At 33.8% G+C, this 21,685-nt stretch carries 16 protein-coding genes, 2 tRNA genes and 5 rRNA genes (1 of these 23 running past the window's edge); 19 read left to right on the plus strand and 4 right to left on the minus strand.

Annotated elements, in window-relative coordinates; translation table 11 throughout:
• The 5 genes from F3K33_RS09690 to F3K33_RS09710 form a co-directional block, all read left to right on the plus strand.
• Window positions 1-1,155 (plus strand): 23S ribosomal RNA (locus tag F3K33_RS09690) (it extends 1,756 nt beyond the left edge of the window).
• A gap of 138 nt (window positions 1,156-1,293) precedes the next feature.
• A tRNA-Asn gene (locus tag F3K33_RS09695) sits at window positions 1,294-1,368 on the plus strand.
• Window positions 1,369-1,371: 3 nt separating this feature from the next.
• Window positions 1,372-1,488: ribosomal RNA gene (gene rrf / locus F3K33_RS09700) — 5S ribosomal RNA — on the plus strand.
• A gap of 428 nt (window positions 1,489-1,916) precedes the next feature.
• Window positions 1,917-3,485 carry a coiled-coil domain-containing protein gene (locus F3K33_RS09705; protein ID WP_023977043.1) on the plus strand — a complete coding sequence of 523 codons (1,569 nt, stop codon included), beginning with the start codon at window positions 1,917-1,919 and terminating at the stop codon, window positions 3,483-3,485.
• A gap of 90 nt (window positions 3,486-3,575) precedes the next feature.
• Entirely contained in the window at window positions 3,576-4,976 is a 1,401-nt protein-coding gene (locus F3K33_RS09710; protein WP_023977042.1) for an aldehyde dehydrogenase, read from the plus strand.
• Window positions 4,977-5,160: 184 nt separating this feature from the next.
• Here the strand turns inward: F3K33_RS09710 and F3K33_RS09715 are convergent, their stop codons facing one another.
• Window positions 5,161-6,330 (minus strand): MFS transporter, encoded by a 1,170-nt coding sequence (locus tag F3K33_RS09715; RefSeq protein ID WP_039772969.1) that lies wholly within the window; start codon window positions 6,328-6,330, stop codon window positions 5,161-5,163.
• An 81-nt stretch (window positions 6,331-6,411) separates the two neighbouring features.
• Entirely contained in the window at window positions 6,412-6,855 is a 444-nt protein-coding gene (locus F3K33_RS09720; RefSeq protein WP_017210204.1) for a MarR family winged helix-turn-helix transcriptional regulator, read from the minus strand.
• A gap of 206 nt (window positions 6,856-7,061) precedes the next feature.
• Here F3K33_RS09720 and F3K33_RS09725 point away from each other — a divergent pair, with 206 nt between their 5' ends.
• From F3K33_RS09725 to F3K33_RS09750, 6 genes are all read left to right on the plus strand, one after another.
• Window positions 7,062-7,538, plus strand: coding sequence for a ferritin family protein (locus tag F3K33_RS09725; protein ID WP_023977040.1), 477 nt, complete (start codon window positions 7,062-7,064; stop codon window positions 7,536-7,538).
• A 571-nt stretch (window positions 7,539-8,109) separates the two neighbouring features.
• A 16S ribosomal RNA gene (locus F3K33_RS09730) occupies window positions 8,110-9,621 on the plus strand.
• A gap of 221 nt (window positions 9,622-9,842) precedes the next feature.
• A 23S ribosomal RNA gene (locus tag F3K33_RS09735) occupies window positions 9,843-12,754 on the plus strand.
• 138 nt (window positions 12,755-12,892) lie between these two features.
• Window positions 12,893-12,967: transfer RNA gene (locus tag F3K33_RS09740), tRNA-Asn, on the plus strand.
• Between the two features lie 3 nt (window positions 12,968-12,970).
• Window positions 12,971-13,087, plus strand: a 5S ribosomal RNA gene (rrf, locus tag F3K33_RS09745).
• Together the 16S, 23S and 5S rRNA genes with 1 tRNA gene alongside form the textbook arrangement of a ribosomal RNA operon.
• A 90-nt stretch (window positions 13,088-13,177) precedes the next feature.
• Window positions 13,178-13,591 (plus strand): acyl-CoA thioesterase, encoded by a 414-nt coding sequence (locus F3K33_RS09750; protein WP_012058188.1) that lies wholly within the window; start codon window positions 13,178-13,180, stop codon window positions 13,589-13,591.
• 74 nt (window positions 13,592-13,665) lie between these two features.
• Here F3K33_RS09750 and F3K33_RS09755 read toward each other — a convergent pair whose 3' ends face one another.
• Entirely contained in the window at window positions 13,666-14,172 is a 507-nt protein-coding gene (locus F3K33_RS09755; protein ID WP_012058189.1) for a flavin reductase family protein, read from the minus strand.
• A 106-nt stretch (window positions 14,173-14,278) separates the two neighbouring features.
• Window positions 14,279-15,160 carry a LysR family transcriptional regulator gene (locus F3K33_RS09760; protein ID WP_039773868.1) on the minus strand — a complete coding sequence of 294 codons (882 nt, stop codon included), beginning with the start codon at window positions 15,158-15,160 and terminating at the stop codon, window positions 14,279-14,281.
• Window positions 15,161-15,292: 132 nt separating this feature from the next.
• Between F3K33_RS09760 and F3K33_RS09765 the strand changes: the two genes are divergently transcribed.
• From F3K33_RS09765 to F3K33_RS09795, 8 genes are all read left to right on the plus strand, one after another.
• Window positions 15,293-16,216: a ketopantoate reductase family protein gene (locus tag F3K33_RS09765; protein WP_012058191.1), complete on the plus strand. Its 924-nt coding sequence runs from the start codon at window positions 15,293-15,295 to the stop codon at window positions 16,214-16,216.
• A gap of 211 nt (window positions 16,217-16,427) precedes the next feature.
• A complete protein-coding gene (locus F3K33_RS09770; protein ID WP_039773867.1) occupies window positions 16,428-17,210 on the plus strand; it encodes an SDR family oxidoreductase in 783 nt (260 codons plus the stop codon).
• A 165-nt stretch (window positions 17,211-17,375) separates the two neighbouring features.
• Window positions 17,376-18,008, plus strand: a complete 633-nt coding sequence (gene spoIIM, locus F3K33_RS09775; protein ID WP_012058193.1) for a stage II sporulation protein M — start codon at window positions 17,376-17,378, stop codon at window positions 18,006-18,008.
• 82 nt (window positions 18,009-18,090) lie between these two features.
• The gene (locus F3K33_RS09780) at window positions 18,091-18,969 is read left to right on the plus strand and encodes a tyrosine-type recombinase/integrase (RefSeq protein ID WP_012058194.1); all 879 of its coding nucleotides are present in this window, start codon (window positions 18,091-18,093) and stop codon (window positions 18,967-18,969) included.
• 272 nt (window positions 18,970-19,241) lie between these two features.
• Complete coding sequence (locus F3K33_RS09785) at window positions 19,242-19,475, plus strand: hypothetical protein (protein ID WP_017212907.1); 234 nt, start codon at window positions 19,242-19,244, stop codon at window positions 19,473-19,475.
• A 201-nt stretch (window positions 19,476-19,676) separates the two neighbouring features.
• The gene (locus F3K33_RS09790; protein WP_034851911.1) at window positions 19,677-19,892 is read left to right on the plus strand and encodes a hypothetical protein; all 216 of its coding nucleotides are present in this window, start codon (window positions 19,677-19,679) and stop codon (window positions 19,890-19,892) included.
• A gap of 43 nt (window positions 19,893-19,935) precedes the next feature.
• On the plus strand, window positions 19,936-20,100 hold the full coding sequence (locus F3K33_RS26325) for a hypothetical protein (RefSeq protein ID WP_167514410.1): 165 nt from the start codon (window positions 19,936-19,938) through the stop codon (window positions 20,098-20,100).
• 568 nt (window positions 20,101-20,668) lie between these two features.
• Window positions 20,669-21,613, plus strand: coding sequence for a polysaccharide deacetylase family protein (locus F3K33_RS09795; protein ID WP_039773866.1), 945 nt, complete (start codon window positions 20,669-20,671; stop codon window positions 21,611-21,613).
• Window positions 21,614-21,685: the final 72 nt, after the last annotated feature.

Genomic DNA, 21,685 nt, shown 5'->3' on the forward strand with positions numbered 1-21,685 from the left:
GCCGCAGAGAATAGGCACAAGCAACTGTTTAACAAAAACACAGGTCTCTGCTAAAGCGAAAGCTGATGTATAGGGGCTGACGCCTGCCCGGTGCTGGAAGGTTAAGGGGAACACTTAGTGAAATATCGCGAAGGTGTGAACTTAAGCCCCAGTAAACGGCGGCCGTAACTATAACGGTCCTAAGGTAGCGAAATTCCTTGTCAGGTAAGTTCTGACCCGCACGAATGGCGTAATGACTTGTGCACTGTCTCAACTGCAAATCCGGCGAAGTTGTAGTGCGAGTGAAGATGCTCGCTACCCGCGATTGGACGGAAAGACCCCGTAGAGCTTTACTGTAGCTTAGCATTGAATTTCGGTATTGTCTGTACAGGATAGGTGGGAGACTGGGAAACTAGGGCGTCAGCCTTGGTGGAGTCGTTGTTGGGATACCACCCTGATAGTATTGAAGTTCTAACTGGATGCCATGAAACTGGTGACAGGACATTGTTAGGTGGGCAGTTTGACTGGGGCGGTCGCCTCCTAAAATGTAACGGAGGCGCCCAAAGGTTCCCTCAGAACGGTCGGAAATCGTTCGAAGAGTGTAAAGGCAGAAGGGAGCCTGACTGCGACACCTACAAGTGGAGCAGGGACGAAAGTCGGGCTTAGTGATCCGGTGGTACCTCGTGGGAGGGCCATCGCTCAACGGATAAAAGCTACCTCGGGGATAACAGGCTGATCTCCCCCAAGAGTTCACATCGACGGGGAGGTTTGGCACCTCGATGTCGGCTCGTCGCATCCTGGGGCTGAAGTAGGTCCCAAGGGTTGGGCTGTTCGCCCATTAAAGCGGCACGCGAGCTGGGTTCAGAACGTCGTGAGACAGTTCGGTCCCTATCCGTCGCGGGCGTAGGAAATTTGAGAGGAGCTGTCCTTAGTACGAGAGGACCGGGATGGACTGACCTATGGTGTACCAGTTGTTTCGCCAGAAGCATAGCTGGGTAGCTAAGTCGGGAAGGGATAAACGCTGAAAGCATCTAAGTGTGAAGCCCACCTCAAGATGAGATTTCCCATAGCATAAGCTAGTAAGACCCCTTGAAGACTACAAGGTTGATAGGTCAGAGGTGTAAGTATGGTAACATATTTAGCTGACTGATACTAATAGGTCGAGGGCTTGACCAATATAATCAAGTTGTAATATACATTAATAGAGGAAGCTCGACTCACTGGCGTTCGCTGAGTAAGTTCGAGTATTCAGATATAAAATTTGGACCCTCACTTATGTGCAATTTTGAAAGAACAAATTCTTTCAAATAGCGTTCCGCGATAGCTCAATGGTGGAGCACTCGGCTGTTAACCGATAGGTTGGAGGTTCGAGTCCTCTTCGCGGAGCCAATATCTCGTGATGATGGCATAGAGGTAACACTCCTTCCCATTTCGAACAGGAAAGTTAAGGTCTATAGCGCCGATGGTACTGCATGGGAGACTGTGTGGCAGAGTAGGACGTTGCGAGGTAAGTATTAAAGATAGTCATAATGGCTGTCTTTTTTTTTATCAAATTTTGGGATGGTGAACATATAGATATATAAAAATAGGAATCTCACCAATAATGTGGAATATTAATGGTTATTCTGTTAAAATATAGATGAATATGCTAGAATTTGTGTTAGTGAATATTATATTTCATTATCATATGTTATCTAAAAAATTTAATTGATCAAAGTTTATTTTAAAATTATCAAGATATATAAAACCAATAAACTTATAAAGAATGAATTATATTATTTATAACTTATATGGTTGAAATTTCATTTGAGAATCTATATAGTAATTAGGTAGGAATTATCGTAGCTTTAATATGAATTTATTATGCTGACTTTATAGCGTTGTTAAGATGAACTATGATAAAAATAACTAATAATTAATTTACAAAGGAGACAGATATGCCTAATATTTTTGACGGACTTAGAAAAATTTCAGATAATGACATCATTGAACAAATTGCATTACTTGAAACAATGAATGTGACAAATATATCAAAGCCAATTATACAAAAGGCTAAGAAAAGAACTATAAGTATAATTAATTTTATAGGAAGTAAAATAGGAAAAAATCGTGTGCTTGAAGAACCGGAAGTAAAAGAAATATGGGCTTTGGTTGACGAAAAAAAAGAAGAATTGGAAAAGTGTACAAGAAATGAGTTAAATGAAAGGTTGTTCAACATTCTTTCCGAAAAGGCTAATGATGATTTAGAGAGTGCAACAGAGGACGAAGTATCAATAGAGGTAATAGAGGAAGCAGCTAAACTATATAAAGTGCATAAAAACTTAACGCCAAACCATAAGGCTGATATTATTTATTCAAAATATAATGAAAAGCTTAGTGGTAAGGCTAAAGAATATATAAATGGACAAGCATTTGTAGATCTACAAGAAACTACAAAAGATATAGAAGAAATTATAAGTAGTATGGATGAAGAACAAAAAAGAGAATTTACTCAATCAGTAGATGTTGCAAAATTGACATTTCTTAATGTGTGGAAAAAATTAGATAGGCAACATTTTATAAGACTTATATGGTTATGCGTTAAGGCTTATGGAGGTAGATTTACTGTGAAAGAAGAAGAACTTCCGAGTTTTGTAACAAGTGAAGAGGAAGTGGAAGCATTTAAAAGAGAAGAAGAATTAAAGAAGTCGCAGGAAGAATTGTTAAAGTTGAAAAAACAAATAGAATTATGTAAGGATAAAATAAATTCTATTGAGAATAGTTTAGAGAAAGAAAAACGTCTATTGAAGAGCGCAATTAGAAGTAGAGATAAAGCGGAAGAAGATATAATAGATTTGGGGAAAATACATATTAAATTAACATCAGTCAAGAAATCATATGAAGATGAATTAAAAGAGATTAAGGTTAAAATGGAAAACGCACCATTAGAGGAACTAGACTCACTTATGGAAGAATTTAAAGTAGTTAAGTTTGAAGAAATTGATGTGAATAATAAGATTTCAGATATTAATATAAAGGCCACATATAAGAAGGAATTGATAGATGATAATGTTAAAGCAATATCTATTAAAGAGGAAAGTATAAAAAACATTGGAATGGAATTTCAACATTTAAAAGAGGAAGCACATAACTTGGTAGATGCTTATAACAAAATGAAAAGTGATGTGAGAAATAAAGAAGAAGAAAAGAAGAGTGAAATATTTAAGAAATGGAGCCATTTTTTTAATAAGTTTACTTTTAATTTTGATAACTTGGGTAATGTAGTAAGCTTTACCCGAAGCGAATTACTTAAAATCGAACAATGTTTACATGAATTACATTTTACAAATGATCCAATGGCTTTAAGCATGGGAGTAATAGAAAGTAAAGGCAATAAGAAAAAAAAGGAAGAATATGAATACATAGATGTAAGCTTCTTAGATGGCTTTAAAATAGAGATTCAGTTTAGGATATTGGAAAATGGAGAAAAGACAGTACATATAGATGAAATCACTCCGGAATTTTAAATTATCTCATAAGTTATTTTTTTACAAGTATTTGGATAAAATTATAATTATGGAATATTTGCTTAGAATATAAGGTAAGGAGATAATAAAATGAATAGTTCTGAATTAACATCAGAAGATGTTAATGAAATTCTTAAAGATCAGAAAGAGTTTTTTAGCACTCAGGCTACTAAGAAAATAGAATTTCGAATTAATCAATTAAAAAAACTTAAAGAAAGTATAAAAGATTATGAAAGTAAAATTACTGAAGCTTTAAGTCTTGATTTGGGAAAACATGAATTTGAATCATATGTAACAGAAATAGGATTTGTATATTTGAGTATAGAAAATACAATTAATAATTTAAGGAAATGGGCAAAGCCTAAAAAAACAGAAACACCGATATTTTTAAAGCCTGGAAAAAGTTATATAGTTAGCGAACCTTATGGAAGCGTGTTAATAATCGGTCCTTACAATTACCCGTTTCAACTCGTTATTGAGCCGTTAATAGGTGCAATAAGTGCAGGGAATTGCATAGTAATAAAGCCTTCTGAAATTTCATTGAATGTTTCAAATACAATAAGTGAAATGATTTCAAAAATATTTGATAAAAAATATATAAGCTGTGTAGAAGGAAGTATTAAGACAAATATTTCATTAATAAATGCTCCATTTGATTATATATTCTTTACTGGAAGCGTAAGTGTTGGAAAGATAGTAATGAAAGCGGCAGCGCAAAATTTGATTCCAGTTACTCTAGAGCTAGGCGGTAAAAGTCCAGTAATAGTAGATGAAACTGCTAATATCAAAATTTCTGCTCAAAGGATTATTTGGGGAAAGACTTTAAATGCAGGGCAGACATGTGTAGCTCCAGATTATATTATGGTTAGTAAAAATATTAAAGATGAGCTTATTAAAGAAATGAAAAATGCCATAAAAGAATTTTTTGGAGATAACGTTAAATCTAGTAAATATTATGGCAGGATAATAAATGATAAACATTTTAACAGAATAAAAAATTTAATTGATAAAGATAAAAGGGGAATTCTTTATGGAGGAAGTTATGATGAATATGAAAGGTTTATAGAGCCAACAATTATAGATGTATCAGCATTTGAATCGGAAAGCATGAAGGAAGAAATATTTGGGCCTGTACTACCTATTATTGAGTTTGTTAATTTTGATGAGGTTGTAATGAAAATCAAAAAAATGCCTAAACCTCTGGCTCTTTATATATTCACTAATAATAAGAAAATACGAGAAAGAGTCATCGAAGAAATACCATCAGGAGGCATTTGTATAAATGATACTTTAAATCATTTAGCAAATAGTAATTTGCCATTTGGAGGTGTTGGAAATTCTGGTATAGGATCTTATCATGGAGAAGAGAGCTTTAAAACATTTTCTCATAGAAAAAGTGTCCTGAATAGAGGAACAAAAATAAATATTAGAATACTTTTTCCACCATATAGCGCAAAGAGTATGACTTTAATTAAAAAATTTCTTAATTAAAATAATAAATTTCTATTAGGAAACTAAGTTTTAATGTTATTAAAAAGCAAAATGCTGATATATCGTAGGTTATAATAGTAATAATTTTATTATATATAGGCTACGATATATTAAAGGTTAGTATAATTTCCATAGAAGAATAAATTTATTAATGGTCTAATGAAATGATAAGTAGCTTGAATTTTTACTTATAAATGATGTAGTGAAAAATTAGAGCCATAACTTCGAATATAAATCCTATTGAGCATACTCCAATCCAACCGAAATATTGCCAGCTTAAAGGTGCTAGAAATGAGCCTAATGATCCACCAAGAAAATATGAAACCATAAATACAGTATTAATTCGGCTACGTGCTTCATCACCAAGCTCATGTATCCTTGCTTGATTGGAAACTTGACCAGCTTGGGTTCCTAAATCTAGTAGTATAACACCAACAATTAAACCATAAAGTTTATATCCTAAAATGAAAAAACATATATAAGATAAAGTAGAAAAAATAATGCTTATTCCCACTGTAAATTTAGGGGTTTTTTTATCAGCAATTCTTCCAACAAAAGGTGCGGCGGCAGCTCCAGCAACCCCTATTAAACCAAGCAATCCAGCTTCACGTGTTCCAAGATTATAAACGTGAGAACCTAATAAAAAAATAACAGAAGTCCAAAATGCACTGAAAGCTCCAAACATCAATGCTCCATTTATAGATGCTTCTCTTAAAGTTTTCTCTTGTTTAATTAGAGGAAATATGGAGAGTATTAGCTTAGCGTATGATATACTGGAGTTTGGTATGCTTGTTGGAAAAAAGTTTTTTATTATTATTGCAAAAAGTGCCATTAAGAATGCAGCACAGAAATATACTGATCTCCAACCAAAAGCTTGGCCGACAATCCCACTAAATGTTCTTGATAGTAATATTCCTATTAGAAGTCCACTCATAACATTACCTATTATTTTTCCACGTTCTGAAGGTTCTGCCAAATGCGCAGCAAATGGAACTATTAGTTGAGGAATTATTGTTGTAAATCCAACTAACAGAGAAGCAATTAATAAAATTACGTAATTAGGAGAAATAGCAACTAATAGCAAAGAAATACCAACAACTATAAGCATTTTTATAATTAGATTACGACGTTCTTTTATATCTCCAAGTGGAACAAATAGAAATAATCCTAGAGCATAACCTATTTGGGTTAGAGTTACAATAAATCCTGCTTGAGATTCTGAAATATTAAAGTTTATAGAAATTTGTGTTAGTAATGGCTGAATAAAATATAGGTTTGCAACTGTAGCCCCGCAAGTAATAGCCATAATTAATATTATAAATCTGTTTAATTTAAAATTTGATTTATGAGTCATTTTAATCCTCCACAATACTGTATTGATTTATGTATAGATACTATACATATAATATAAAATAAAATACCTTGAAAAGGTATCTTATATTTTGTCTTTAAATTGCTTTAGAAAATTATACAAAAATTCTTTATTTTCTCTGCTAGCACTTCTCAATAACTCTTTTATAACAAGATTGTATTGGTTGTGATAGCTTTTATGATTTTTATATGCCACCTCACCTTTTTCTGTAAGCTTCAATATTAGTTTTGAATTACTATCAGAACTCGCCTCCTTAAATAGATAGCCCTTATTTTCTAATCTCTTTATAGTTTGTGAGACAGCACCTCGCGTAATCTCAAGTTTTCTTGCAATAGCTGAAATATGTAAGCCCTCATTTTCTTTTATATATTGCAGCATGTGTATTTCGGAATGATATAGATTTGAATCTGTTCCAAAATTTTTAGCTTTCAAATCTTTTTCAAAGAAACTACATATTACTTCCAGAAATATTTCACTAATTTCTTTATTGTCTAATAATTTATCCATAATAAATATTGTATAGATGCTACACAATGTTGTCAAACGTTATAATGTAATAGATAATGCTTTAGTGAAGATGATAATGAATATAAAAATATACTAGTTAACGTATATTAATTATAGTTAAAAAGTATAATGATAATAATTTTATAAATTTTCTTTAGTCTATATACAATTTAAAATAAATTCAAATATAATAGGAGAAATTAATTATGAATTATACTATTTATGATTTGATAGAGAGACTTATTGATATTGAGAACAATGCATTAGAGGTATATAAAAAAATTGAAGAAAATGCAAAAGAAAAGAATTCTAAAAATATTGAGATTATTACAAGAGTGATTAGAAAGGAAGAAATTAAACATATCAAATATTATGAGCGATTAAAAGAGAAATTTAACTATGAACTCAATGATACTATTGATTTTTACTTATATGACAAAGTTGTAAAGCTTTTATATGAATTTAAGAGTCAAATTAGAATTCCTCATGTAGACAATGTTCAGGATTTAATAAAATATTCATTAGAATTTGAGAAAAATAGCATAAGCTTACTTCTAGATATCCGGGGAAGATTACTTGGAAACTTAAATGATGTAAACAATAATGTATATAAGATTATCTCAAATATTATAGAAGAAGAAAGGAGACATGAGAAAATGTTTAGTGATTTGGTTTTGAAATAATATTTAAGATATAACTTCTAGGAAACATTAATATATGCATTGAAGTATAGTAAGTCTATTAGTAAACTATTTCTAGTGTGTCAGTATAAATAAAATTTAGAATAATGACATATAGCAGAGAAAAGTATGAATAATCTTATAAAATTAGGGAATAATTTAAAATGTAAGTAATTTAGAAGTGTTAAGATAAAAAACGTCGCTAAGAGATGTAAACAAAAAAACTCAAGTTTACAAGATATTTGAAATGTAAAATTATAAGTTTTGTGAAAAATGTTGACAATATTGAATAGCGATGGTATGATTTAATTCGTTGCTGAAGAGGATGAAATTCAATAACTTAAAGCTAATAAAACATCTAAGAAAAAAATGTTTGAAAAGTTTAGAAAAAGGTTGTTGACAAAGTCTGAAAGCGATGATATACTGAATAAGCTGTCAGAAACGACAGAAACTTGTAAGTCTTGTAATAACAGGATTTAGAAGGAAAAATTGGTCTTTGAAAATTGAACAGAATAACATAAATACATTTAAGTAAACCAGCAATTCTTTATTTGAGTAAGCTAAGATTAAACTTTTTATTGAGAGTTTGATCCTGGCTCAGGACGAACGCTGGCGGCGTGCTTAACACATGCAAGTCGAGCGATGAAGCTCCTTCGGGAGTGGATTAGCGGCGGACGGGTGAGTAACACGTGGGTAACCTGCCTCATAGAGGGGAATAGCCTTCCGAAAGGAAGATTAATACCGCATAAGATTGTAGTGCCGCATGGCATAGCAATTAAAGGAGTAATCCGCTATGAGATGGACCCGCGTCGCATTAGCTAGTTGGTGAGGTAACGGCTCACCAAGGCGACGATGCGTAGCCGACCTGAGAGGGTGATCGGCCACATTGGGACTGAGACACGGCCCAGACTCCTACGGGAGGCAGCAGTGGGGAATATTGCACAATGGGGGAAACCCTGATGCAGCAACGCCGCGTGAGTGATGACGGTCTTCGGATTGTAAAGCTCTGTCTTCAGGGACGATAATGACGGTACCTGAGGAGGAAGCCACGGCTAACTACGTGCCAGCAGCCGCGGTAATACGTAGGTGGCAAGCGTTGTCCGGATTTACTGGGCGTAAAGGGAGCGTAGGTGGATATTTAAGTGGGATGTGAAATACTCGGGCTTAACCTGGGTGCTGCATTCCAAACTGGATATCTAGAGTGCAGGAGAGGAAAGTAGAATTCCTAGTGTAGCGGTGAAATGCGTAGAGATTAGGAAGAATACCAGTGGCGAAGGCGACTTTCTGGACTGTAACTGACACTGAGGCTCGAAAGCGTGGGGAGCAAACAGGATTAGATACCCTGGTAGTCCACGCCGTAAACGATGAATACTAGGTGTAGGGGTTGTCATGACCTCTGTGCCGCCGCTAACGCATTAAGTATTCCGCCTGGGGAGTACGGTCGCAAGATTAAAACTCAAAGGAATTGACGGGGGCCCGCACAAGCAGCGGAGCATGTGGTTTAATTCGAAGCAACGCGAAGAACCTTACCTAGACTTGACATCTCCTGAATTACCCTTAATCGGGGAAGCCCTTCGGGGCAGGAAGACAGGTGGTGCATGGTTGTCGTCAGCTCGTGTCGTGAGATGTTGGGTTAAGTCCCGCAACGAGCGCAACCCTTATTGTTAGTTGCTACCATTTAGTTGAGCACTCTAGCGAGACTGCCCGGGTTAACCGGGAGGAAGGTGGGGATGACGTCAAATCATCATGCCCCTTATGTCTAGGGCTACACACGTGCTACAATGGCTGGTACAGAGAGATGCTAAACCGTGAGGCGGAGCTAAACTTTAAAACCAGTCTCAGTTCGGATTGTAGGCTGAAACTCGCCTACATGAAGCTGGAGTTGCTAGTAATCGCGAATCAGAATGTCGCGGTGAATACGTTCCCGGGCCTTGTACACACCGCCCGTCACACCATGAGAGTTGGCAATACCCAAAGTTCGTGAGCTAACGCGCAAGCGGGGCAGCGACCTAAGGTAGGGTCAGCGATTGGGGTGAAGTCGTAACAAGGTAGCCGTAGGAGAACCTGCGGCTGGATCACCTCCTTTCTATGGAGAAATCTAGATCAGACAGACGTTCTGACTAGTACAGATACATTATTATGTATGAAAATATAAAATACTTGCTCAAAGGTTATTTAAGTATTTGTTCTGTTCAATTTTGAAAGACTAAGTCTTTCAATGTTCTTTGAAAATTGCACATAGATTTAATGTATATAAAATACAACAAAGCCAAGAATAAATATTCTTTGTGATATGACTAATAATTAGGTCAAGCTACAAAGGGCGCATGGTGAATGCCTTGGCATCAGGAGCCGATGAAGGACGCGATAAGCTGCGATAAGCTTCGGGTAGACGCACATAGTCAGAGATCCGAAGATTTCCGAATGAGGAAACTCACATGGGAAACCCCATGTATCATAAAGTGAATACATAGCTTTATGAAGGTATACCCAGGGAACTGAAACATCTAAGTACCTGGAGGAAGAGAAAGAAAAATCGATTTTCTTAGTAGCGGCGAGCGAAAAGGAAAGAGCCCAAACCAGAGATTTATCTCTGGGGTTGCGGACAGAACATAACGAGAAATCATAGTTAATTGAACACAACTGGAAAGTTGGACCATAGTGGGTAATAGTCCCGTAAGTGAAAACTATGATAATCAGTTCTGCACCAGAGTACCACGAGACACGTGAAACCTTGTGGGAAGCAGGGAGGACCACCTCCCAAGGCTAAATACTACCTGATGACCGATAGTGAAGCAGTACCGTGAGGGAAAGGTGAAAAGAACCCCGGGAGGGGAGTGAAATAGAACCTGAAACCATGTGCCTACAACCGATCAGAGCACCTTATGTGTGTGATGATGTGCTTTTTGTAGAACGAGCCAACGAGTTACGGTATGTAGCGAGGTTAAGTACTTAAGGTACGGAGCCGAAGGGAAACCGAGTCTTAATAGGGCGACTAGTTGCATGCTGTAGACCCGAAACCGGGTGACCTATCCATGGCCAGGTTGAAGCGAGGGTAAAACCTCGTGGAGGACCGAACCACGTTGCTGTTGAAAAAGCATGGGATGAGCTGTGGATAGCGGAGAAATTCCAATCGAACTCGGATATAGCTGGTTCTCCTCGAAATAGCTTTAGGGCTAGCGTCGGAAAATGTGAGTAGTGGAGGTAGAGCAACTGAATAGGCTAGGGGGCATAGCGCTTACCGAACCTTATCAAACTCCGAATGCCACATACTATCAGTCCGGCAGTCAGACTATGAAAGATAAGTTCCATGGTCAAAAGGGAAACAGCCCAGATCGTCAGCTAAGGTCCCAAAGTGTAAGTTAAGTGGAAAAGGATGTGGGATTTCTAAGACAACTAGGATGTTGGCTTAGAAGCAGCCACTCATTAAAAGAGTGCGTAATAGCTCACTAGTCAAGAGATCCTGCGCCGAAAATGTCCGGGGCTCAAACTTACCACCGAAGCTACGGGTTCACGTTTTACGTGAGCGGTAGAGGAGCGTCGTAATCGGGCTGAAGTCGTACCGTAAGGAGCGGTGGACTGATTACGAGTGAGAATGTTGGCATTAGTAGCGAGATGTAGGCGAGAATCCTACAGGCCGAATATCTAAGGTTTCCTGAGTAAAGTTTGTCTTCTCAGGGTTAGTCGGGACCTAAGGCGAGGCCGAAAGGCGTAGTCGATGGACAATTGGTTGATATTCCAATACCACTATAATCGTTATTATCGATGGTGTGACGGAGAAGGATAGGATGTGCTAGCTATTGGATGCTAGTCTAAGCGTTTAGGGAGTTGGGATTGGCAAATCCGTTCCAACAATTCTGAAGCGTGATGGGGAAGGTTCTACGGAACCGAAGTATCTGATTCCATGCTTCCAAGAAAAGCATCTAGAAAGAGAAGTAGTGCCCGTACCGCAAACCGACACAGGTAGATGAGGAGAGAATCCTAAGGCCGACGGAAGAATTGCAGTTAAGGAACTAGGCAAATTGACCCCGTAACTTCGGGAGAAGGGGTGCCTGAGAAATCAGGCCGCAGAGAATAGGCACAAGCAACTGTTTAACAAAAACACAGGTCTCTGCTAAAGCGAAAGCTGATGTATAGGGGCTGACGCCTGCCCGGTGCTGGAAGGTTAAGGGGAACACTTAGTGAAATATCGCGAAGGTGTGAACTTAAGCCCCAGTAAACGGCGGCCGTAACTATAACGGTCCTAAGGTAGCGAAATTCCTTGTCAGGTAAGTTCTGACCCGCACGAATGGCGTAATGACTTGTGCACTGTCTCAACTGCAAATCCGGCGAAGTTGTAGTGCGAGTGAAGATGCTCGCTACCCGCGATTGGACGGAAAGACCCCGTAGAGCTTTACTGTAGCTTAGCATTGAATTTCGGTATTGTCTGTACAGGATAGGTGGGAGACTGGGAAACTAGGGCGTCAGCCTTGGTGGAGTCGTTGTTGGGATACCACCCTGATAGTATTGAAGTTCTAACTGGATGCCATGAAACTGGTGACAGGACATTGTTAGGTGGGCAGTTTGACTGGGGCGGTCGCCTCCTAAAATGTAACGGAGGCGCCCAAAGGTTCCCTCAGAACGGTCGGAAATCGTTCGAAGAGTGTAAAGGCAGAAGGGAGCCTGACTGCGACACCTACAAGTGGAGCAGGGACGAAAGTCGGGCTTAGTGATCCGGTGGTACCTCGTGGGAGGGCCATCGCTCAACGGATAAAAGCTACCTCGGGGATAACAGGCTGATCTCCCCCAAGAGTTCACATCGACGGGGAGGTTTGGCACCTCGATGTCGGCTCGTCGCATCCTGGGGCTGAAGTAGGTCCCAAGGGTTGGGCTGTTCGCCCATTAAAGCGGCACGCGAGCTGGGTTCAGAACGTCGTGAGACAGTTCGGTCCCTATCCGTCGCGGGCGTAGGAAATTTGAGAGGAGCTGTCCTTAGTACGAGAGGACCGGGATGGACTGACCTATGGTGTACCAGTTGTTTCGCCAGAAGCATAGCTGGGTAGCTAAGTCGGGAAGGGATAAACGCTGAAAGCATCTAAGTGTGAAGCCCACCTCAAGATGAGATTTCCCATAGCATAAGCTAGTAAGACCCCTTGAAGACTACAAGGTTGATAGGTCAGAGGTGTAAGTATGGTAACATATTTAGCTGACTGATACTAATAGGTCGAGGGCTTGACCAATATAATCAAGTTGTAATATACATTAATAGAGGAAGCTCGACTCACTGGCGTTCGCTGAGTAAGTTCGAGTATCCAGATATAAAATTTGGACCCTCACTTATGTGCAATTTTGAAAGAACAAATTCTTTCAAATAGCGTTCCGCGATAGCTCAATGGTGGAGCACTCGGCTGTTAACCGATAGGTTGGAGGTTCGAGTCCTCTTCGCGGAGCCAATATCTCGTGATGATGGCATAGAGGTAACACTCCTTCCCATTTCGAACAGGAAAGTTAAGGTCTATAGCGCCGATGGTACTGCATGGGAGACTGTGTGGCAGAGTAGGACGTTGCGAGGTAAGTATTAAAGATAGTCATTATGACTGTCTTTTTTTTATACAGAAATTATGAAATAAATAGTATATTTATCATAAGAAGGAGTGCTTTAATTGTATATAAGTGAAACAAAGATTGTAGTAAGATATGCAGAAACAGATAAAATGGGAATTGTTCATCATTCTAATTACTTTATTTGGTTTGAGGCAGGGAGAACTGATTTCATAAAAGGAAGTAATATAAGTTACAGTGAAATGGAGGAAAATGGCATACTAATACCTTTAGCTGAAAGTAATTGTAAATATATTATAGGAGCAAAATATGAAGATGAATTAATCATAAAAACATGGGTTAAGCAACTAACACCTGTTAAGGTAGAGTTTAATTATTCAGTTATCAGAGAAAATGATCAAAAAGAAATTGCTAAAGGAAGTACATTACATGTTTTTGTTAACAATGACTTTAAGATAATTAACTTAAAGAAGGTAAATAAAGAAATATTCAATAAGTTAGAATCTTTAATATAAAATATATCGTGTGAATCTAGAAGATCATATCTTAAATTAAGAATTTTAGATATGATCTTTGTTTTGTAGCAGGTCTATTCATTAACCAATACTTTTACGATTTCTCCAATATAAATTGTATGATAATCTTTTTCAGGATAAATTTTCTCATCAAAAGAAGGATTATCAAAGTTCTCAGGTTTAATTTCTGTATGATACATCTTTTTGCATACTACCACCATTTTTGCTTCTTTAAAGTAAGTATTATTCTCATCAAAAATTGGAGTTAAATTTGCTTTTTCAACTTTGTTATTATCTCTTCCAGAAAGACTTCCACAAATATTTAAAGCTTTTCTATAATCTTCGCTAAAAAATGATAATGTAAATGTATCATTTGAATCTACAAATTGTTTTGTGTAACGTCCAGGTCTAATGTATACAGTAGCTGAGTTTTTACCCCAGAATACGCCTAGTCCTCCCCAACTTGCGGTCATGGTATTGAATTTATTTTCAGTACCAGCTGTGATTAATAACCATTCGTGTCCGATGAGAGTGAATGGATTTATATTTAGGTTTTTAATTTCAATTTCTTTGAATGACATATGCTTGCCTCCTATAAATTTTTTTATTTAATAATTTATACTTATTTTAAAGCTATTAGAATAAAAGTTCAATTACATAATTTTTAATTTTATATAATTACTTAAATCACTTTTTTAGGAAATCGATAAGTGTTTTAGCGGCTATTGACAGATTATTTGAATTTTTATAGATCACACCTATGTATCTGGGAGGGATCTCATCTTTTAGAGGAATTTCTAAAAGGATTTTATTTTCAAGCTCATCATTTAAAAACTCTTTTATAACAGAAGTAATACCAAGTCCCATTTTTGCGCATTCAATTAAAAAATCCATATTGCTGGCTTCAATATCTGGAATGATATTGATATTATGTTTATTAAAATAGCTTTCTATATGTTCTCGTGTAGCGTTAGGATTTTCAAGAAGCATAAAAGATCCTTCAGCTAATGTATCATCAGCAGAATTCAAGTTTAGTTTTTCTAAATAAGTACCACTTGCTACTAAGATATCTTGAATTTTGCAAAGCCTTATAAAATTAAGATCATCTTGGGTGGAAGTAGTACCGATTATGCCTAAATCTAATTTCTCTTCTTGAACTAACTTTATTGTGTCCAAAGTAGGTTTATTTATTATCTTGGTCTTAAAGTAAGGATATTCTTTTATAAATTCCCGAAATCTAGGTAAAAAATAATTTTTCCCAATGGTTGTGCTTACACCCAAGTTAATTGTACCAGTTTCTTTATTTTTTAGCTTTTCCAAAATATTCTCTCCAAGGTTAAGTTCATCAAAAGCATTTTCTATGTGATTAAATAATATTTTTCCTTCTGGTGTTAGGGTCACACCTTTTGAACTTCTCGAAAATAAGGTTACATTAAAAGAATTTTCTAGTGTTTTTATTGATTTACTTACAGCAGGTTGAGAAACAAAAAGAATTTCAGCTGCACGGGATATATTCTTACATTTGGCCACTGTGAGAAAGACTTTATAAAGATTTAGATCAAAAATCATAGTATAACTCCTAATTATAGTATTCATAACTAATATATATTTTTATTATACATTAAGACAAGCTAAAATAGTAATAAGCTAGAAAAATATTTGAATTTATATTAAAAATATAAAAGAAAGGAAGAATATATTATGAAGATTGGAATAATTGGAATGGGAGCGATAGGTGGGTATATTGCTGCTATGCTTTGTAGAAGTAAAGAAAATGTTAATGTTGTAGCTTATGGAAAAACATTAAATAAAATAAAGACTGATGGAATTTCATTGAAAAGTGAAATAAATGGAAGTTTTACTGTTTTTCCTACACTTGCAACAGATGATTCAGATGAAATTGGTGTTGTTGACATTATCTTTGTTTGCGTAAAAGGATATTCTTTAAAGGCGGCAGCAAAAGCAATTTTACCTATGGTAGGTGATCATACTTTAATTATTCCTATAATTAATGGGGTAGACGGCGGAAATAAGTTATATTCTTACTTAAGAAAAGGAAAAGTAACAGATGCTATTATGTCAATTAGCTCAAAAATTGAAGGTGATGGAGTTATTAAGCATACTAGCCAAAATACTAGAATATTTATATCATCTAATAAAAAACGCCCTATGTATAAGAGAGATTTAGAACGGATCTATAATGTTTTAACTAAATCAAATATTTTATGTGAGGTAAGAAGAGATGCAGAAATTTTTGCATGGAATAACTACGTATTTAATTGTGCTTTTAATGTAACTGATTCATATTACGATGTGAAAGTAAAAGGAATATTAGAAGATAAAATGAAATTTGAAACATTTTGTAATGTAGCAAAGGAATGTGAAGAAGTTGCTAGAAGTAAGGGAATAAATCTTCATCCTAATATTTATGAGAATGCAATAAGTACACTAAAAAGCTTATCTAAAAAAAGTATAAGTTCAATGCATAGAGATGTAGTATCTGGAAAAAAATTTGAGCTTGAATTATTTTGTGGCGATTTATGTAGGATGGGAAAAGATTTGGGAGTTCCTACCCCTTATACTCAAAAAGCTTATGAAAAGCTAAGAGTTTTACAACCTGTGTAAGATATTCTGAAACACATATAATAGGTATGTAAAGCATTTTCTTAAATAATTCATTTATAGTTCACGAATATGATTATTTAGTTTAAAATAAGATTGATCATTAAAAATTCACTAGTGTGTTATAATATTAGCAACTATAATAGTTTATTATTTTGACTTATTTACGGAGGTGAATTTTTAGTGTGATTTAACTCTTGCACTAAGATATATTATGGATTATAAAAATAAAGTATGCATAATTACTGGAGGAGCTTTAGGGATAGGAAGATGTTTAACAAGAGAATTTTCAAATGTCGGTGCTAAAGTTATCTTCATTGATAAAAATAAAGAAGCAGGGAATGAAAATGTAGAATATATAAAAAGAAAAGGTGGAGAAGTTGAATTCTTTTTAGGCGATATTGCAGAAGAGGATACTTTATATAAGTTTGCAGAGTTTATAATAAAAAAATATAAAAATATAGATTACCTCATTAATAATGCTTGTATTAATAAAAAAGGAATTATTTCTAAATGTTCATATGAAGATTTTAATTATGTACTTAAAGTTGGAGTAACCGCGCCATACATATTAACCCAGTTACTTATGAATAATTTTAATAAAAATGGTGCAATTGTAAATATTTCATCTACTAGAGCCTATATGTCACAATCTGATACAGAAAGTTATACAGCTGCTAAAGGCGGAATTTTGGCATTGACTCATGGGCTTTCTGTTAGTCTTTCTAATAAAGTCAGGGTGAATTCGATTAGCCCAGGTTGGATTGATACAGGTGCTTATTATGATGAAGAATATGTACCAAAGTATAGTGAGAGTGATTTATTGCAGCATCCATCAGGCAGAATAGGGAATCCAAAAGATATAGCGAGAGCAGCTATGTTTTTGTGTAATGAAGAAAATAGCTTTATTAATGGAGAAAATATTAATATAGATGGCGGAATGACAAAACTTATGATATATAACGATGATAATGGATGGAGATATGATAATAATTAGTATTTAATACGTTATAAAAATATTTTAAATCTTATGTATATAGAAGTTATTTTCTATATGCATAAGATTTTTTTTTTCGGATTTACATATTTATAATTAGGTGCTGGAATAAACTTCAAATATAAAACATAGTATAAAGTAGAGTAACTAAAGGAGGAATAAGAGATGAATTTTTTACTTACTAAACTAAATGATACTTTTAGGGATAAGAAAGCCTATTTTTTCATTGTACTGATAATGTTTTGTTTAGGAATATCTTTTGGGCTTTACACTGTTAAATATATGGGGGAATCAGATAAAACGGATTTAACAAATTATTTTTTTAGTTTTACTAATTCTATAGGTAGCCATCCTATCAATTATGGAAATTTATTATTCGAGGTTATAAAGAAAAATATACTAATTATTATACCTATATTTATATTAGGTTTAACTTTTTTTGGAGCTCCTGTAATATTAATTTTGGACTTATTAAAAGGTTTTACATTAGGGTATACTTTTTCTTTCATGATAACTACTTTTCAAGGAAAAGGGATTGGACTAGCCTTAATATCTATTGTTCCTCAGAATTTAATATATATTCCATGTTTCATAGCATTAAGTGTTATTAGTTTATCTATGTCTACAGAAAGGTTTAAGGGAAGATTTTTCAAACATGGAAAGATAAAAGATCCTTTTTTAGATGGTGTATTAAATAAATTAATTGTCATCCTAATATTATTTACAATAGGCATATTAATTGAAACTTATATATCACCATCTTTGATAAGATTTGTGGCTAATAAATTCTATTTATAAAACAAAAGATGATTTTAAATAAGGAAAGAAAAATGACGATTTGGTCGAATGCTAATCATAATCAATGGTATAGGAGTTAATAATGATAAATAGTATAAATAATTATAAAAATTATTTGTTTGAGAGTGGTAAAAGTGAGAATACTATATATGCATATGTAACAGATGTTAGTCTCTATTTAAAATTCTTAAATAGAAAAAAGATAGACTTATATGAAAGTGATAAATCAACGGTTATGTCATATATACAAAATCTCACTAATCAAGGAAAATCAGAAAGATCTATAAATAGAATAGTTATAAGTCTAAGGAATTTCTATTCATATTTGAAAAGTGAAACTTTAATTAAGGAAGTTCCTAAAATTGAATATAAGAGTTCAAAAAATAATAGAAAATTGCCACAAATTTTGACCATTGAAGAAGTAGATAAGATAATTAGAATAGTGGAAAAAGACTGCTCAAAAGGAATTCGTGATAATGCATTGTTAGAGTTAATGTACGCTACTGGAATGAAAGTTTCAGAACTTATTGGATTAAATGTAGATGATGTTAATCTTGATTTAAATTTTGTAAAATGTACAGATAACAAGCATTATGAAAGGCTTATTCCTATAGGAAGAAGCGCTTGTAAAGCATTAACAGAATATTTAAGCATAAGATATAAGATTGCACAATGCGGTGTGTCTAATCTTTTTGTAAATCTAAATGGTAATAAGCTCACAAGACAGGGTATCTGGAGAATTGTTAAAGAATACTCTAGAAAAGCTGGTATAGATAAAGACGTTAATTTAAACACTTTCAGACATTCATTTGCTGTTCATCTTCTTCAAAATGGAGCAAATGTTAGGGCTGTTCAGAAGTTACTCGGTAATCAGGTATTAACATATATGGATACGTACTATGAGATAATCAATAATGATAAAATAAACTATATATACATGCATACTCATCCAAGAGCTTGAGAATAGTTATTTGTACAAGAAATTAATTAAAAATATTACGGGAGTTTCCACCCGTTTGCCACCACTTATCAAATTGGTGGCAAGTTTTATTTAAGGATGAATTTTTGTATTTGTAGATTAATATTTATTTATTAAAATTTACAGAAGGAATATTCCAACTTTTGTATAATTAACTTATATGAGAGGAGGCGATATTTATGGTCAAAAAGGAAAGGTGCATATGGATAGCGTAGCCTTTATATACAATTAGTTATATAAGAGGAGGAAGATTAATGTTATTAAGTTCAATACAGAAATGCTCTAAGTGTGATATAAGTTTTGCATGGGAATACACGACTCCAGAAACAGAAAGAGTATTGAATTTTGAAGGAGAGACTTCATCAATAGCTAGTGCTAAACTAGTAAGTGCTAAAGAAGGGAAATATGATATTAAAGTGAAATGTCCCAAATGTAAAGCTTTAAATAAGTTTTATATTATTGTGCCAAGGTGTAATAATGAGAAATGATATAGAGAGTAAACTTAAATAAGAACTCTAGAAATAGGGTTCTTTTTGACGTTATAAAATTTTATTTTAAATTTAAATTGATATAGAAAAAGTATAGAAGTAACTTAATAATAATATTTATAGATGATTGTGGTTATAGGTAATTAATGGTATAATCTTAAATGCAATTTTAATTAATAATAGATTGGGGAGGAATTTTTTATGCATCCAACAAGCACTACAATATTAAGTGCCATACTAATTATAGTATATTTAATATTATCAATAGTAATATTTGCTTTATCAATATATGCATTCATATTATTTATAAAGCTAGCTAATAGAGGTATAAGAGCGCTTGACATTTATATAGGAGAAAAAGAAGGACATGCAAAGGGAGATTATTATATAAATAGCAACAAATATGAAAATTATTAATAATTATCAATTTTATTGAGAGCATATATAAGCAGGTGAGATAATGAATGATAAAGAAATTGATGATATGTTTTTTCAAATTTATGATTACGAATGGCTTGACAATCAATATAAAGAAGTAGCTAGAAAGTCGTCAGCGTATATTGGCTTTAGATTGTATATAAAGATTAAAACACTTATCACTTCGGTTTTAAATATAAAAACATGATATTTATTATAAATAAGATAAACTGTAATAATGCTTTAGCATTATTATTTAAAACTATAAAAACAAAGAGCAACATACATAGGGGTAATATGAATGTTGCTCTTTGTTCTTTATATTATAGGGTAAATATTTATGAAAAAAAGATTTTATTAACTTTATGTACTCATTTTAGTATATCATTGTGTCAGTATGATGGCAGATTAAAAAAATAAAAGAAAAATTATAACCTTTTTAATAGCAATTTTAGATTTGAATAAATTATTTATGGTTATTTTAAAGTAATATGGAATTAGAATACTAATTTATAATTGTATTGTACATGCTGAGTTAGTAAATACTATTAGTAACATATATTAGGGATTACAAATAGCTAAATTAGTATAAATAATGTTGTATATTGTAGTGAAATAATTCTGGAAAAATTATGCAATAAAGTAACAGGAAATATATAAATTATTACGAAAAAATACATAGTTTATATTTAAGTCGAACTTCTGTGCAATAAGTAAAATAAATAGGATATTCTTATACAAATGTAAATTAATCTAGCTATAGGAGGAAAAAATATATGAGAAAAAATTATAGGTATAATAAAAGTAAAGATAATAACATAAAAAAAGCTAGAATAATTATTTTATTTATGACTATAGTTTTTTTAATAGTCGGAGGTGGCTCTCTCATTGCAGCGAAGTTTTCTCAAAATAGACAAGAAGTACAAGCACTTGATGACACTAAGCAAAGTGGAGATTCAGAGTCAAATTTAAATGATAAAAAGGATAACCGAGATTCTCTGAATGTTGAGAGTAATTCAGAAGTAGAAGATTCTTCATTTATTGAAAAGTATTTGAATCAGCAAATGAAGGGGCAAAAGCCAGATGGAGCAGACGGTAAGAAAGTAGTATATTTAACATTTGATGATGGTCCATCGGAAACAGTTACACCTCAAATACTAGATATTTTGAAGTCGGAGAATGTGCATGCAACATTCTTTATTGTGGGAAAATCACTAGATAAAGATGAGAACACTAAAAATATAGTTAAACGAGAATTATCTGAAGGAAATTCTATAGGTAATCATACTTATTCACATAATTATAATTATTTATATCCAAATGGAAAGATAAACTTATCGAATTGTATGTCTGACATTGAAAAAACAAATGAGTCTCTAAAAAAGGTTTTAGGAGAAGATTTTTCAACTAGAGCTATTAGATTTCCGGGTGGGCATATGACTTGGAAGAATAAAGATTCAGTTGGTATGGATACTATGGACAAGGCTTTACATGAAAAAGATTATCATCAAATAGATTGGAATTCATTATCTCAGGATGCGGAAGGTGCACCTAAGAATGCAGAGCAATTAAAACAGGAAGTTATAAAAACTACAGCAGGAAGGGAAAAGGCAATAATTTTGATGCATGATACTTATGGTAAAGAAGAAACAGCAAAAGCATTACCGGGAATTATAGAATATTTAAAGCAGCAGGGATATGAATTTAAGGTTATTAAATAGTATTTATTAAGAAAAAGATGAATTTAGAAATTATATTAAAATTCACCTTTTTCTATTTAGATAAGAAGATTT

The organism is Clostridium beijerinckii (assembly GCF_008705175.1).
In the GTDB taxonomy this organism is placed as follows: Bacteria; Bacillota; Clostridia; order Clostridiales; family Clostridiaceae; genus Clostridium; species Clostridium beijerinckii.

Bases quoted from the DNA above. Each gene is read 5' to 3' on its own strand.
- F3K33_RS09705 (WP_023977043.1), top strand. From the start codon at position 1,917: ATGCCTAATATTTTTGACGGACTTAGAAAAATTTCAGATAATGACATC.
- F3K33_RS09710 (WP_023977042.1), top strand. From the start codon at position 3,576: ATGAATAGTTCTGAATTAACATCAGAAGATGTTAATGAAATTCTTAAA.
- F3K33_RS09715 (WP_039772969.1), bottom strand. From the start codon at position 6,330: ATGACTCATAAATCAAATTTTAAATTAAACAGATTTATAATATTAATT.
- F3K33_RS09720 (WP_017210204.1), bottom strand. From the start codon at position 6,855: ATGGATAAATTATTAGACAATAAAGAAATTAGTGAAATATTTCTGGAA.
- F3K33_RS09725 (WP_023977040.1), top strand. From the start codon at position 7,062: ATGAATTATACTATTTATGATTTGATAGAGAGACTTATTGATATTGAG.
- F3K33_RS09755 (WP_012058189.1), bottom strand. From the start codon at position 14,172: ATGTCATTCAAAGAAATTGAAATTAAAAACCTAAATATAAATCCATTC.
- F3K33_RS09760 (WP_039773868.1), bottom strand. From the start codon at position 15,160: ATGATTTTTGATCTAAATCTTTATAAAGTCTTTCTCACAGTGGCCAAA.
- F3K33_RS09765 (WP_012058191.1), top strand. From the start codon at position 15,293: ATGAAGATTGGAATAATTGGAATGGGAGCGATAGGTGGGTATATTGCT.
- F3K33_RS09770 (WP_039773867.1), top strand. From the start codon at position 16,428: ATGGATTATAAAAATAAAGTATGCATAATTACTGGAGGAGCTTTAGGG.
- spoIIM (WP_012058193.1), top strand. From the start codon at position 17,376: ATGAATTTTTTACTTACTAAACTAAATGATACTTTTAGGGATAAGAAA.
- F3K33_RS09780 (WP_012058194.1), top strand. From the start codon at position 18,091: ATGATAAATAGTATAAATAATTATAAAAATTATTTGTTTGAGAGTGGT.
- F3K33_RS09785 (WP_017212907.1), top strand. From the start codon at position 19,242: ATGTTATTAAGTTCAATACAGAAATGCTCTAAGTGTGATATAAGTTTT.
- F3K33_RS09790 (WP_034851911.1), top strand. From the start codon at position 19,677: ATGCATCCAACAAGCACTACAATATTAAGTGCCATACTAATTATAGTA.
- F3K33_RS26325 (WP_167514410.1), top strand. From the start codon at position 19,936: ATGAATGATAAAGAAATTGATGATATGTTTTTTCAAATTTATGATTAC.
- F3K33_RS09795 (WP_039773866.1), top strand. From the start codon at position 20,669: ATGAGAAAAAATTATAGGTATAATAAAAGTAAAGATAATAACATAAAA.